The organism is Curvibacter lanceolatus ATCC 14669, assembly GCF_000381265.1.
GTDB lineage: Bacteria > Pseudomonadota > Gammaproteobacteria > Burkholderiales > Burkholderiaceae_C > Curvibacter > Curvibacter lanceolatus.
In genome coordinates, this window is sequence record NZ_KB906272.1 from 1 (window position 1) to 12,676 (window position 12,676).

Below are 12,676 nucleotides of genomic sequence, written 5' to 3' on the forward strand. Positions count from 1 at the left end.
CGCCAGATCGAGCGCGCCGCCATGCTCATCCGCATGGGCGCCCGCATGCAGGTCCTCGAATCCGAAACCTCCCTCTCCTACGAGCGCCTCATCCGCCTGTACAAAGAGATCGCCGGCAAGTCCCCCTCCAAGGGCCAGTTGCCCTTCTCCACCGACTGGTTCCTCACCTGGCAGGAGAACATCCACTCCTCGCTGTTCCTCAACATCTACGAGTACCTGTCCAAGGCCGCCGACATGGACAGCATCGACCTGCTCACCAAGGCCTGGCGCCTGTACAACGAGCAGGTCCAGGCCGCCGAGATCGAGCCCCTGCTGTCCTTCACCCGCGCCTGGCGCCTGGTCAAGTTCGTCGACGCCGACATGCTCACCATGACCGCCTGCTCGCGCTGCGCCGGCAAGTTCGTCACCGAGCCCTACGAGAACGCACGCCACTTCCTGTGCGGCCTGTGCAACCCCCCGGCACGCGCCGGCAAGAGCAAGGCCAGCGGCGCACTCATGGTGCACTGACACCTCTCCTCCCCACAAGACAAAACGCCCCGCCGGCTTGCGCCGCGGGGCGTTTTGTCGTCTGGGGCGGCGAAATCGATGCCGTCACCTGCGAGTGCGCAGATATTCAAAGCCACTGATATTCAAACCGGCCAGCGCGCGCCGGTGAAAACCTGCCGGCTTGGTCATGGCCGGGCACCGCAGACGCCTACAAAAGCCGTACCGATAAAAATCCGGCTTTATATCAACGCGCTTACATAAACCCTGATACGGGCAACCCATGGGCATCCATCAGGCGATGCTGCCTGGGTGTGCGTCAGTCGTGACGGGCGCCTGGTAAAGAAATTGAATGCAATATGTATCCAACCTGTAAATATAAATTTAATAATTTAAATATGTACCTGGAAAATGTTTGTTTGTATTTTGATACATGCATTTTCATCCGGAATTGAAGCAAATCCAGCGGGTTTATCAAACGCCAGTTTCCGGGTCTGAAACCTACGATTCAGACACCCCAACTCTCTGGAGAAAACCCGTGAGCACCATCAACACCAGCGCCGCCTATTCGGCTGGGCTGAGCCCCTACGAGATCAACAACAAGGCCTATGGGCCGGTCGTCGCCAGTGCCATCGGCCTGGTCGATGGGGCTTCCGAGGCCGCCAGCGCGGTCTACAACTTCAGCGCCGAGAGCCTGCAGGCGCTCAGCGACTCCATCAGCGGGGGCGCGGATTCGGTCAGCGCCAGCTTCAGCGACGCCGCCACCGCCGTCAGCAACAGCGTGGAAAGCGTGGTCAACACCGTCAGCGATGCGGCCAGCGAGGGCCTGCAAGCCGTCGAAGACCTGGGTACCTCGGTGAGCAACACAGCCAGCGAAGTCACCAGCGCCGTCAGCGATGCCTTGAGCAGCGCGACCCATACCGTCACCGACGCCGTGAGCAGCGCTGCCAGCAGCGTGGGCGATGCAGCCAGTTCGGTGGGCAACAGCATCAGCGACTCGGCCAGCAGCATTGCGGCCTACGTGACCCTCGGCGCCCTGGGCACCAAGAGCCTGCTCGACACCACCGCCTGACCCCACCTCACGCAGGAGACTCACCATGAAGGCAAGACTGGCACATCACCGTCCACCCGCACTGCGCCGCAACGCCCGCCTGACACGGACCCTGGCCCGACTGGGCACGCTGGGCCTGGCGGCGGCTCTGGGGGGCTGCTCCATCCTCAGCCCGGTCCCCTTGCTGGAACTGGCCAAGGGCACGGCCAACGTGACCAGCGTGGCCGTTCAGTCGAGCTCCGGCAAGGCCAGCGACACGGTCTATCACCTGCACAGCACGGTCAAGACGGTGTGCATCGAATACAACCCCACGGCACCCGTGGCCGACGTGGTGCCTGCGCTGCAGCTGGAGTTGCGCAAGCACGCGATCGAGAGCCGGGTCTACCAGGCCAATGCCTGGAACCAGCATTGCCCAGTGTGGCTGCGCTACACGGCCTACATGGACTGGGGCACCCAACCCTACAACGACGAGTTGCGGCCTTACGTCAACAACATCTCGCTGACCCTGCACAACGACCGGGGCCAGGTGCTGTCGACCAGCAACTACCGCTTTGATGGCGGCGGCTTCAACTCCAGCAAGTGGGCCTCGACCCGCGACAAGCTGGGCCCCGTGGTGACGGCCCTGGTCACCGGTTTCGAATGACGGCCCAGCGCGGCCAAGGAGCTTCCATGCCTCAACTCTCACTCTCGTCCTCGCAGCGCCTGCTGATCCTGTGCGCGACAGCCTCCCTGCTCGGAGCTTGCAGCACCCCTACCCCGGTCAGCACCGTGCCCGGCCCGCTGACCGCCACCCCGCTGGCCGCGCCCCTGAACATCGAACGGGCCAACACCGGCTCGCTGTTCCAGCCCGGCATGACGACCGCCTCGCTGTTCACCGACCGGCGCAAACCGCGCGCGGTGGGCGACACGCTCAAGGTCGACATCTCGGAAAGCATCAATGCCAGCAATGTGCTGACCACCGACAACAGCCGCAGCAATGCGATGAGCACCAAGGGCCCCGGCGTCAAGGGCGTGGGCAGCGGCATCATCCGCTCGCTGCTGAACCTGGACGCCAGCGCCTCGGGCAGCGACTCGTACAAGGGCAATGGCAAGACCACCGATGTGAGCAGCTTCACAGGCCAGCTGACGGCCACCGTGATCAACGTGCTGCCCAACGGCAACCTGGTGGTGGCCGGCGAGCGCAGCGTGGCCCTCAATGGCGGGGTGCGCACCCTGCGCTTCTCGGGCGTGGTCGACCCCAAGGACCTGGCCTCGGGCAACGTGGTGGCCTCGGCTGATGTGGCCAACGCCCGCCTCGAGGTGGCCGGCCAGGGTGATGTCTCCGAAGCGGCCTCGCGCAACTGGCTGCAACGGGTGCTCACCAACAGCCTGTCGGTCTGGTAAGCGCCACAAGTGCGGCAGACCCAGATCTGCCGCCCGCCAACGCAAGAAAGGAAAGGGTATGAAACAACACTTCATCCGATTGGGCCTGGCCCTCGGCTTGGCCAGCCTGGGGCCCGCGGGCCCGGCCCTGGCGCTCGATGTGGCCGGGGTGCATTTCGACGATCAGATCGTGGTGGCAGGCAAGCCGCTGCGGCTCAATGGGGCCGGCGTGGGCTACCGCTTCCTGTTCAAGGTGTATGCCGTGGGCCTGTACCTGCCCGAGCGTCGGTTCTCAGCCCAGGAGGTGATGGGCAACGACGAACCCCGCCGCATGGTGATCACGGCGCTGCGCGAGCTCAGCAGCAGCGACTTCAACGACGCCGTGATGAACCATTTCGGGCCGCGCGGTGAAGAGCCCGATGCCCGCGCCGCCCAGAAGGTGCTGCACCTGGGCCGCATCATCACCAGCCAGGCCCCGGTGTTGAAAAAGGGCGACAGCCTGACGCTGGACTGGCAGCCCGGTCAGGGCATGAGCATGAGCTACAACCAGAACGTCACCCCCCTGCCCGGGCATGACGTGGGCTTCTACAACACCTTGCTGGCCATCTGGCTGGGCGACAAGGCCTCGGACCCGACACTGCGCAGCCACCTGCTGGGCCGCCCCAGCGCCTCACGCGCCTCGGCCGACTGAAGCCCCCGGCTCGGGCCATTCTCAGCCCGTCACTGGGGGTGCAGCCGCAACGAATCCGCCAGCGCATCAGCCCGGGCCGGCGCTGCGGCGGCCGCAGCGCTCTGGCTGCCCTGGGCACTGGCCAAAGCGCCCTGTCCCGTCTTGGGCTGCGCCTTGGCTGCCTCGCGGTCACGGATGCGCAACACCACGCCCCCAGCCGAACGCTCGCCCTCCTGCCCCAGCATGGCCCGGGCCGGGCCCACGCCGCAGCGCAGGCGCAAGGCATCGATCTGGCCTTGCAACTCGCCCGCCTGCCCCAACCGGGTCTGGTTGCGTGACACGATCTGGTGTGCCAGGTCGATCAGCTTGGTGTTCTGCGTGCGGCCGCCATCGTCCAGCAACTGCGCCACCGCGCCCTCGACATCGCCGCCCAGGCTGCGGCCCATGGCGGCTTCGGCCATGCCGTTGATCTGCTGCAGGCAGTCGCGCACCAGATCGGCATAGGGGGTGTGGCGCACGCAGGCATTGGCGATCAGTTCAGCCAGGCCCCGGGTGTTGGCAAAGCGCAAGCCCACCTGCCGCACCCAGCCCTCGGCCTCGTTGACGCGCAGTTCGCGCTCGGCCAGCACCGACAGCAGATTGCAGACGTTGCAGGCGGCCTCGAAGTCAAAGTCGGCGTCGTGCAGTTCGGCCGCCATGGCGCGCAAGCCCGCCAGCACCTCTTCATGACGGCGGTGCAGCAGGTGGCCCAGGATGTGCACCATGTCGCGGAAGCGGCGCACGCGTGCGCTGCCCGCATGGCGCTCGGCAAAGCGCGCCAGGTCGGCCACACAGCGGTCCAGGCCACGCCGATCGCGCTCATTGAGGTGGCAGAAGGCCAGCAGCACCAGCGACTGGAAGTCGAACAGCTTGGAGTTCACGCCCAGGATGCCGGCGCGGTTCAGGGGCAGTTTGGCATTGGCCAGGTCGCCGACGTAGTAGGCCATCATGCCGGTCTTCTGCAGGCGCGCCACCGACTCGGGGGTGAGGTCACTGGCACGCCGAAAGCTGTCCATGGCGCCGCCAAAATCGGCCATCTCGACCTGGGCCCGGCCCAGCACGTCGTAGGCATCGGCAAAACCGGTGTCGCGCTCGATCAGCGCCTGCAGGCTGGCGACGGCCTTGGTCGACTGGCCGGCCTCGATCTGGGCCCGCGCCACCCCCAGCTCGGCCCAGGGCGCCGGGCGCAGCGCCAGCACCGCCCGGTACAAGGCTTCTGCCTCTTTCGGGCGGCCCTGGCGCAGCAGCAACTCAGCGCCAATGCGTGCCGCGTACAACCAGTAGGGGCCCTGGGTCTCGAAGCGCTGCAGGCACAGGTTGGCCGCTTCGTCGACCTGGCCGTGCTCCAGCGCCTCAAAGATCGGCAACAGGTGGCGCTTGCGCAGGCGTGCCAGGTTCAGGCGCTCGAACAACATGGACGGCGTGAAGGGCTTGAGCAGGTAGCCGTCGAGGGCCGACTCGGCCGCCTCGGACACGGCCGCGTACGACGCCTCGCCCGTGACCATGAAGAACACGGTGGAAAACGGCAGCAGGTGGGCGCGGCGCAAATCGTCCAGCAGGGTCTGGCCCGAATAGTGGTGCTCGGCAAAAAATTGCTCACACAGCACGAAATCGAACACCGTGTGCTCCAGCCGGTTGCGCGCATCCTGGATGCGGCTGCACTGGACCACTTCGCCCACGCCGAAGTCGCGCAGCTGCCGCACCAGGATCGAGCGCGAGGTGGTGTTGCCGTCAATGACCAGCGCCTTGGTGTTGGCAATATCTCGCGGGTTTTCAGTCGCCATGGCTCACAAACAGATGTCGTCACCAGTTGTAACAGGGATCTGGAGCGATCAAGCTGCAAAAGTTTGCCGTTCATGCCCTTCAAACGTAAAAGATCCGCGTTTTTGCGTTCTTTCGAGGCAAGGCGAACATCAGTGAACTTTCTGCTCGGGCCCGCGCGCCGAAGCCCGGCTGGCCGATGCCTGGAGCAGGCAGCTGACGGTGCGCCCGGCTCAGGCCTTGCCGGCTCTGGCCCCGGTGCCCGAACTTCGGCCCGGGCTGGCGTTGAACGGTCGCCTGAAGCTGATGCAGCGGACGACGCTGCAGACCCGGGTTTGGCATCCCAAGCCATGCCGGTGGACGATTGTCAGAAATTTACAGTAATGTTACTTTTCGGTCACAATCGACGCAGATCCCTCCCTCCTTCCCCGGCCTGCGGGCATCCATGCGATACACAGAATCCAAGGCCCGCAGCGCCGAGTTGCTGCGACTGACACTGGCCAACATGGGCCACCACACAGCCGCCTTCAACCCCATCACGTTCACGGTGTGGTACGAGCATGCCGCCGGCATCAACCCCAAGCTGAATGCCGACATGAGCCTATGCCTGAGCAAGGGCCTGGCCATGGACGACGAGATGATGCTGCGCCTGTACCGCGACCACATCACGCCGGCCGACACCGAGCAGATGGAGTTGATTGCCCATGAGATGCAGCGCCTGATGCGCAGCATGGCCGACTCGGCCGCGGCCACAGGCGAACAGGCCGGCACCTTCGGGCAACAGCTGACCGAGCTGAACCAAGCCCTGGCGGCCACCGAGGCCAGCCCCCTGAGCACCCAGGTGGCGCGCGCGCTGGAAGGCACCCTGGAGATGAAGGCGGCCGTCGACACCCTGCAGGTGCGCGTGAACCAGAGCCAAGACGAGATCAAGCGATTGCGCCAGGACCTGGAACGCACGCGTGAAGAGGCCATGCTGGACCCGCTGACCGGCCTGCTCAACCGCAAGGGCTTTGACCAGCGCCTGCAGGCCCTGCTGAGCCAGGCGCCCGACTCCGGTGAAAGCCACTGCCTGGTGATGCTGGACATCGACCACTTCAAGCGGGTGAACGACACCCATGGCCACCTGATGGGTGACCGCGTGATCCAGGGCCTGGGCGAGATTCTGCGCACCTCGGTGACCCGGCCCAGCCACGCCGTGGCCCGCTACGGCGGCGAGGAATTTGCCATCGTGCTGCCCAACACCAGCCGTGCCGAGGCCACCCAGATCGCCGAAACCATCCGAGCCCGCACCAAGGCCATGAAGCTGCGCAATCGATCGACGCAAGAGGTGGTGCTGACCGTCACCATCTCGAGCGGCATCGCCGCCCTGCGCCAGGGTGACGATGCGCACTCGCTGATTGCCCGTGCCGATGCCGCGCTGTATGCCTCCAAGAAGGGCGGACGCGACCGCGTGACCTGCCAGTGAAGGGGGCTGGCGCCCCCTCCAGCCTGCGCTCAGTAGGTTTCGAGGTGCAGGCGGCCACCCTGGCGCAGGGCCGGGCCCACGCTGTCCCAGCTCAGGCCGGCCTGCTGGGCCACATCGCGCAGGGCCAGCACCACGCCCTCCTCCATGGCCTTGAGGCCGCAGACGAAGAAGCAGGTGTCGGGGTCGGCCAGCAACGGCGCCAGGTCGGCAGCGCGCTCGCGGATCAGGTCCTGCACATAGCGCTTGGGCGCGCCGGGCTGGCGTGAAAAGGCGAAGTGGATGTCGATGAAATCCTTGGGCAGGTTCTGCAGCGGGCCGAAGTACGGCAGCTCTTCGGGCGTGCGCGCGCCAAAGAACAGCATCAGCTTGCCACCCTCGAACTTGCCCGACTGGCGCAGCCGACGCCGCCACTCGGTCATGGCGCGCATGGGGGCGCTGCCAGTGCCGGTGCAGATCATCACGATGTTGGAGCGCGGGTGGTTGGGCATCAGGAAGCTGGCGCCAAACGGCCCGATCACCTGCACCTTGTCACCCACCTGCAGATCGCACATGTAGTTGCTGGCCACGCCCCGCACCGGCTGACCCTGGTGGTCTTCAAGCACGCGCTTGATGGTCAACGAGAGGTTGTTGTAGCCGGGGCGCTCGCCATTGCGCGGGCTGGCAATCGAGTACTGGCGGGCATGGTGCGGTCGGCCCTGGGCGTCGGTGCCCGGCGGGATCACGCCGATCGACTGGCCCTCGAGCACCGGGAACGGCAGGTGACCGAAATCGAGCACCACGTGGTGGGTGTCGTAGTCGGTGCCCACCTCGGTGACCCGCACATTGCCGGCCACGGTGGCGGTGATGAACTTCTCGGGCGCCTTGGGGCCATAGAGGTTGGTGTAGGCATGGGCGGCCGACCAGGGCGGCAGGGTGGCGCCATATTGGGCGCTGTTGAAGCGTTCGCCCTCACCCTGTCCGGCCGGCCCGGCGGGCGCGGTGCTGACGGCGGGGCCTTCAGCCGGCACGGCCGCTGCACCGGCGGCGGCCAGTTGTTCGGCACTGAGTTCATCGGGCAGCTCGTCCCAGCCCAGCTGGGCTTCGACCGTGTAGGCCAGCGAGCGCGGCATGTTGCGCCAGTTGTCGATCGACCCCGTGGGGCAAGGCGGCACACAGGCCATGCACAGATTGCACTTGTCGGCGTCGACCACGTAATTGCGCGAATCGTGGGTGATGGCCGCCACCGGGCAGGTGGCCTCGCAGGTGTTGCAGCGGATGCAGATCTCAGGGTCGATCAGATGCTGCCGGATGACTTGGGGTTCGCTCATGTCCATGGCTGTCTCGACTTGTTGTGGGCGTGGGGAGGATCAGGATACTGGGTGCGAAAAAGGGGGCTGACAAGCCCCCTTTTCACAATCCCTCAGGGTCAGGGTGCGTTCAGTTGAAGCGGACGTATTCAAAGTCCACGGGCTGGCGGTTGATGCCCATGACCGGCGGGGCGATCCAGTTGGCAAACTTGCCGGTGTCGGTGACACGGCCCATCAGGCTGGCCACAAAAGCACGGTCTTCGGCACTGGGCAGCCAATCGTTCTTCTTGGCTTGCCATTCGGCTTCGGACACCACGCGGCCATCGGGCGACACCTTCACGCCGGCCAGGGAGCCGATGTTGCGGTGGAAGGCCTTGTGCGGCACGGTCAGGCGGAACGGGATGCCGTTCTTCTCGATCACCTTGTTCCAACGCTCCACACCGCCGATCGAGTCCTTGATGTAGTCGTCGCGCAGCACTTCGTTGAGGGCGTTGAGCATGGGCACTTCCTTCTCGACGAGCTGGCCGTTCTGCACGTTCAGCACCTTGTAGCTCTGGCCACGCAGCTGGTGGTCGTCGGTGCGCTTGCCTTCCTCGAAGCGGCCCTTGAGGCCGGTGCTGTAGAAGGTGGCGGCATTGCTCGACTCGTCGGCACCGAACAGGTCGATGGTCACGCTGAAGTGGAAGTTCAGGTAACGCTGCAGGGTGGGCAGATCGATCACGCCGGCGGCACGCAGCTTGGCCGGGTCGTCGGTCTTGAGCTCGTTCATGACCTGGCAGGTGCGCTGGATCACGCGGCTCACGCCCGACTCGCCCACGAACATGTGGTGGGCTTCTTCGGTCAGCATGAACTTGGTGGTGCGGGCCAGCGGGTCAAAGCTCGACTCGGCCAGGGCGCACAGCTGGAACTTGCCGTCGCGGTCGGTGAAGTAGGTGAACATGAAGAAGCTCAGCCAGTCGGGCGTGGGCTCATTGAAGGCCTGCAGGATGCGGGGGTTGTCCTGCTGGCCGCTGCGGCGCTCCAGCAGGGCCTCGCCTTCCTCACGGCCGTCGCGGCCGAAGTACTTGTGCAGCAGGTAGACCATGGCCCACAGGTGGCGGCCTTCTTCGACGTTGACCTGGAACAGGTTGCGCAGGTCGTACTGGCTGGGCGCGGTCAGGCCCAAGTGACGCTGCTGCTCGACCGAGGCCGGCTCGGTGTCGCCCTGGGTGACGATGATGCGGCGCAGGTTGGCGCGGTACTCGCCAGGCACGTCCTGCCAGGCGTTCTCGCCCTTGTGGTCGCCGAAATGGATCTTGCGGTCCTGCTCGGCCGGGTTGAGGAAGATGCCCCAGCGGTAGTCGGGCATCTTGACGTGGCCGAACTGCGCCCAGCCTTGCGGATCGACGCTGACCGCGGTGCGCAGGTACACATCAAAACCATGGCTGCCGTCCGGGCCCATGTCGTTCCACCAGCCCAGGTAGTTGGGCTGCCACTGCTCCAGCGCCCGCTTCAGGGTGCGGTCTTCGGCCAGGTTGACGTTGTTGGGGATCTTTTCGCTGTAGTCGATCGTGGACATGCTTGTCTCCAGGTAAGTGGTCAGTCAGTCAATCAGTCATCCAAAAAAACTCACACGGTTTGAGGGGTGTGGTTGCCGCAGCGAGCGCGCCGAGGTGGCCTTGAGCACCGCAGCCGTACACCCGTACGGCGAGGAGCACAGAGGTCAGATCGGTGGGCGCAGCCGGCAGACATCCCCTCAAACCCGGTTCCAATCAAAGGCGGCCTTGTTTCCCTTGCCGTAGACCTTCAAGGCGCCGTATTCGCCCACCGCGTTGGGGCGCTGGAAGATCCAGTTCTGCCAGGCGGTGAGGCGACCGAAGATGCGGGTGAACATGTTCTCGGGGCCGTTGAAGCGCAGGTTGGCCTCCATGCCGGTCAGGGCGTCGGGCGACATGGCCACGCGCTCTTCGATGGCGATGCGCACCTCATCGGCCCAGTCGATGTCGTCGGGGTTGCTGGTGACCAGCCCCAGGGCGAAGGCGGCGTCGGCATCCAGGGCGCGGCCGGCGGCGGCGCGCACGGCCTCCATCGGGGCGGCTTCGTCATAGAAGCGGCGGCCCAGGCGGCTCTGGCCGGTGACCATGGGGTACAGGCCGAAGTTGGCCTCGCCCACGGTGATCTTGGGCGCCTGGTCTTCGTCGTCGGGCAGGGCCAGGTGGTAGCTGCGGTCGCAGGCCAGGGCCAGTTCCAGAAAACTGCCGGCAAAGCACGAGCCGGGCTCGATCAGGGCAAACAGGCTGCGGCTGGACACATCCAGGCGGCTGAAGGTGCGACGCAGCAGGCCGATGGTCTCGCGCACCAGCCAATGGCTGGCGTGGGCGCTCAAGACCGCGTCCATGGCCAGCACGGCGGCGGCATCGCCTTGGGTGGTGATCAGCCAGGTGCCGATGTCCAGCTCATTGGTGCGCATGGACAGGATGGCGTCTTCCAGCTGACGCGCCAGGGCCAGCGGGTACCAGGCCGCGCCTGCGGCCTCGATGCCGGCCACATCGGCAGGCTGGGCACCCGCGGGGGCCTTGACCACGAAAGTGGCGGTGCGCTTGGCGCGGTCGATGTTCACGCTGACGTGGTCGTAATGCAGGGCATCGGCCTCGACCCGGCGCTGCAGGGCCACCAGCTCCACGCCCCGGCCATCGGCCGGGCGGTCGCTCTGCGCGGCCAGTTGTTCGGCGCGCTCGCGCACCTTCTGGGCAAACACGGCGGGCTTGGCGATGTCGTCAACCAGGCGCCAGTCCTTGGCCTTCTGGCCACGCACGCCTTCGGTGGTGGTGCAGAAGATGTCGGCCAGGTCGTGGCGCACATGGCGCTTGTCGGTGACGCGGGTCAGGCCGCCGGTGCCGGGCAGCACGCCCAGCAGGGGCACTTCGGGCAGGCTGACAGCGCTGGAGCGGTCGTCCACCAGGATGATCTCGTCGCAGGCCAGGGCCAGCTCGTAGCCGCCGCCGGCGCAGGCGCCGTTCACGGCAGCCAGGAACTTCAGGCCGCTGTGGGCAGAGGAGTCTTCCAGGCCGTTGCGGGTTTCGTTGGTGAACTTGCAGAAGTTCACCTTCCAGCCGTGGCTGGACACGCCCAGCATGAAGATGTTGGCGCCCGAGCAGAACACCTTCTCCTTGGCGCTGGTGACCACCACGGTGCGCACCTCGGGGTGCTCGAAGCGGATGCGGTTGATGGCATCGTTGAGCTCGATGTCCACGCCCAGGTCGTAGCTGTTGAGCTTGAGCTTGTAGCCGGGGGCCAGGCCGCCGTTTTCGTCGAAGTCGGCGGTCAGGGTGGCGATGGCGCCGTCAAAACTCAGCTTCCAGTGTTTGTACTGGCTGGGATGGGTCTGGTAGTCGACGCGGGGCGCGGTGCTCATGGTGTGTCTCCGTCGGTGGAAAGATAATGCATTCGTGCGAAACTGACTGCATGTTAGTACATGCATTAAAGTGCGTCAAGCAAGATGCAATAAATTTCCTATCGGCGGACCGCCCACCCATCACACGGGCAACTTCAAGGCCTCCCGGACCTGGGTGCGCAAGAGCTTGAAGGTGTCCTGCAAGGGCTGCGAGCTGGTGTTCAACCGCAGGTCGGCCTTGGAATAGAAGGCCGAGCGCCCCGCCAGGATCTGGCGCAGGTCGTTCATGGCTTCGGCACTGGCCGCCATGGGGCGCAGGTCGCCCTGCTCGGCCACGCGCTGCATGTGGTCTTCGGGTTCGGCCTGCAGCCACACCGTGGTGCAGTGCGACAGCAACAGGTTGAAGGTGGCCGCATCGGACACCAGGCCACCCGGGGTGGCAATCACCACCTCGGGGTAGATCTGGATGGCCTCTTCGAGGGCCCGGCGCTCATAGCGGCGGTAGGCATTCATGCCATACAGGCCCTGGATTTCGGAGATGCTGCAGCCGGCAAACTTCTCGATCTCGCGGCTCAGCTCGACAAAGGGGTATTCGAGGTCGTCGGCCAGCATCTGGCCCAGGGTGGATTTGCCCGCGCCGCGCAAACCCACCAGAGCCACCCGCGGCCAGGCCGCGCCCGGCGTGTGGCCGCTGACACTGCCGTTGCCCAGCAACTCGCCAATGGCCACGCGCACGCGGCGCAGCGTGGCCTCGTCGCGGTGCTCGAGCAACTCGCGGATCAGCAGCCACTCGGGCGAGGAGGCGGTGATGTCACCAATCAATTCGGCCATGGAGCACTGCAGCGCCCCGGCCACCTGCTGCAGCACCAGAAAAGAAGCATTGCCCGTGCCGTACTCCAGGTTGGCCAGGTGGCGTTCGGACACGTCGGCCGCCAGCGCCACGGCCTTGCGCGTCATGCCGCGGCGCGCGCGCAGGCTGCGCACGCGCTCGCCCAAGGCCACCAGCGAGGCGTGGCGCTCTTCGCCGGCGGCCTCGGCACCCGCCGCAACCGGTGCCACCGGGGTGATGGAATCTTGCATCTTGATGATATGGGTAAACCCTAATTTATGAACTATAGTGCTTGACGCCACCCAGGGCGAGCATTAGCCTTCACGACATGCACAATACTTCACCAGACTTGCCTGT

General features: G+C 65.7%; 11 protein-coding genes. 6 read left to right on the top strand and 5 right to left on the bottom strand.

Annotated elements, in window-relative coordinates; translation table 11 throughout:
• From flhC to F624_RS0124815, 5 genes are all read left to right on the top strand, one after another.
• Positions 1 to 507, top strand: a 507-nt coding sequence (gene flhC, locus F624_RS0124795) for a flagellar transcriptional regulator FlhC (RefSeq protein WP_019577077.1), incomplete at its 5' end; no start/stop codon positions are given.
• Between the two features lie 514 nt (positions 508 to 1,021).
• A complete protein-coding gene (locus F624_RS0124800; RefSeq protein ID WP_019577078.1) occupies positions 1,022 to 1,555 on the top strand; it encodes a hypothetical protein in 534 nt (177 codons plus the stop codon).
• A gap of 25 nt (positions 1,556 to 1,580) precedes the next feature.
• On the top strand, positions 1,581 to 2,177 hold the full coding sequence (locus F624_RS0124805) for a hypothetical protein (protein ID WP_019577079.1): 597 nt from the start codon (positions 1,581 to 1,583) through the stop codon (positions 2,175 to 2,177).
• A 26-nt stretch (positions 2,178 to 2,203) separates the two neighbouring features.
• Positions 2,204 to 2,917, top strand: a complete 714-nt coding sequence (locus F624_RS0124810) for a flagellar basal body L-ring protein FlgH (RefSeq protein ID WP_031256190.1) — start codon at positions 2,204 to 2,206, stop codon at positions 2,915 to 2,917.
• A 58-nt stretch (positions 2,918 to 2,975) separates the two neighbouring features.
• Positions 2,976 to 3,587, top strand: a complete 612-nt coding sequence (locus tag F624_RS0124815; RefSeq protein WP_031256192.1) for a chalcone isomerase family protein — start codon at positions 2,976 to 2,978, stop codon at positions 3,585 to 3,587.
• A 29-nt stretch (positions 3,588 to 3,616) separates the two neighbouring features.
• Here F624_RS0124815 and F624_RS0124820 read toward each other — a convergent pair whose 3' ends face one another.
• A complete protein-coding gene (locus tag F624_RS0124820) occupies positions 3,617 to 5,389 on the bottom strand; it encodes a response regulator (RefSeq protein ID WP_019577082.1) in 1,773 nt (590 codons plus the stop codon).
• Between the two features lie 422 nt (positions 5,390 to 5,811).
• Between F624_RS0124820 and F624_RS0124825 the strand changes: the two genes are divergently transcribed.
• Complete coding sequence (locus F624_RS0124825; protein ID WP_019577083.1) at positions 5,812 to 6,831, top strand: GGDEF domain-containing protein; 1,020 nt, start codon at positions 5,812 to 5,814, stop codon at positions 6,829 to 6,831.
• A 29-nt stretch (positions 6,832 to 6,860) separates the two neighbouring features.
• Here F624_RS0124825 and boxA read toward each other — a convergent pair whose 3' ends face one another.
• From boxA to F624_RS0124845, 4 genes are all read right to left on the bottom strand, one after another.
• Positions 6,861 to 8,144, bottom strand: a complete 1,284-nt coding sequence (gene boxA, locus F624_RS0124830) for a benzoyl-CoA 2,3-epoxidase subunit BoxA (protein WP_019577084.1) — start codon at positions 8,142 to 8,144, stop codon at positions 6,861 to 6,863.
• Between the two features lie 103 nt (positions 8,145 to 8,247).
• Entirely contained in the window at positions 8,248 to 9,675 is a 1,428-nt protein-coding gene (gene boxB / locus F624_RS0124835) for a benzoyl-CoA 2,3-epoxidase subunit BoxB (protein ID WP_019577085.1), read from the bottom strand.
• A 177-nt stretch (positions 9,676 to 9,852) separates the two neighbouring features.
• Positions 9,853 to 11,511, bottom strand: a complete 1,659-nt coding sequence (boxC, locus tag F624_RS0124840) for a 2,3-epoxybenzoyl-CoA dihydrolase (protein WP_019577086.1) — start codon at positions 11,509 to 11,511, stop codon at positions 9,853 to 9,855.
• Between the two features lie 120 nt (positions 11,512 to 11,631).
• Positions 11,632 to 12,570, bottom strand: a complete 939-nt coding sequence (locus F624_RS0124845) for a helix-turn-helix transcriptional regulator (protein ID WP_019577087.1) — start codon at positions 12,568 to 12,570, stop codon at positions 11,632 to 11,634.
• Positions 12,571 to 12,676: the final 106 nt, after the last annotated feature.

What these genes read in the sequence shown, in the direction of transcription:
- F624_RS0124805 (WP_019577079.1), top strand. Translation starts at nt 1,581, where the DNA reads ATGAAGGCAAGACTGGCACATCACCGTCCACCCGCACTGCGCCGCAAC.
- F624_RS0124810 (WP_031256190.1), top strand. Translation starts at nt 2,204, where the DNA reads ATGCCTCAACTCTCACTCTCGTCCTCGCAGCGCCTGCTGATCCTGTGC.
- F624_RS0124815 (WP_031256192.1), top strand. Translation starts at nt 2,976, where the DNA reads ATGAAACAACACTTCATCCGATTGGGCCTGGCCCTCGGCTTGGCCAGC.
- F624_RS0124820 (WP_019577082.1), bottom strand. Translation starts at nt 5,389, where the DNA reads ATGGCGACTGAAAACCCGCGAGATATTGCCAACACCAAGGCGCTGGTC.
- F624_RS0124825 (WP_019577083.1), top strand. Translation starts at nt 5,812, where the DNA reads ATGCGATACACAGAATCCAAGGCCCGCAGCGCCGAGTTGCTGCGACTG.
- boxA (WP_019577084.1), bottom strand. Translation starts at nt 8,144, where the DNA reads ATGGACATGAGCGAACCCCAAGTCATCCGGCAGCATCTGATCGACCCT.
- boxB (WP_019577085.1), bottom strand. Translation starts at nt 9,675, where the DNA reads ATGTCCACGATCGACTACAGCGAAAAGATCCCCAACAACGTCAACCTG.
- boxC (WP_019577086.1), bottom strand. Translation starts at nt 11,511, where the DNA reads ATGAGCACCGCGCCCCGCGTCGACTACCAGACCCATCCCAGCCAGTAC.
- F624_RS0124845 (WP_019577087.1), bottom strand. Translation starts at nt 12,570, where the DNA reads ATGCAAGATTCCATCACCCCGGTGGCACCGGTTGCGGCGGGTGCCGAG.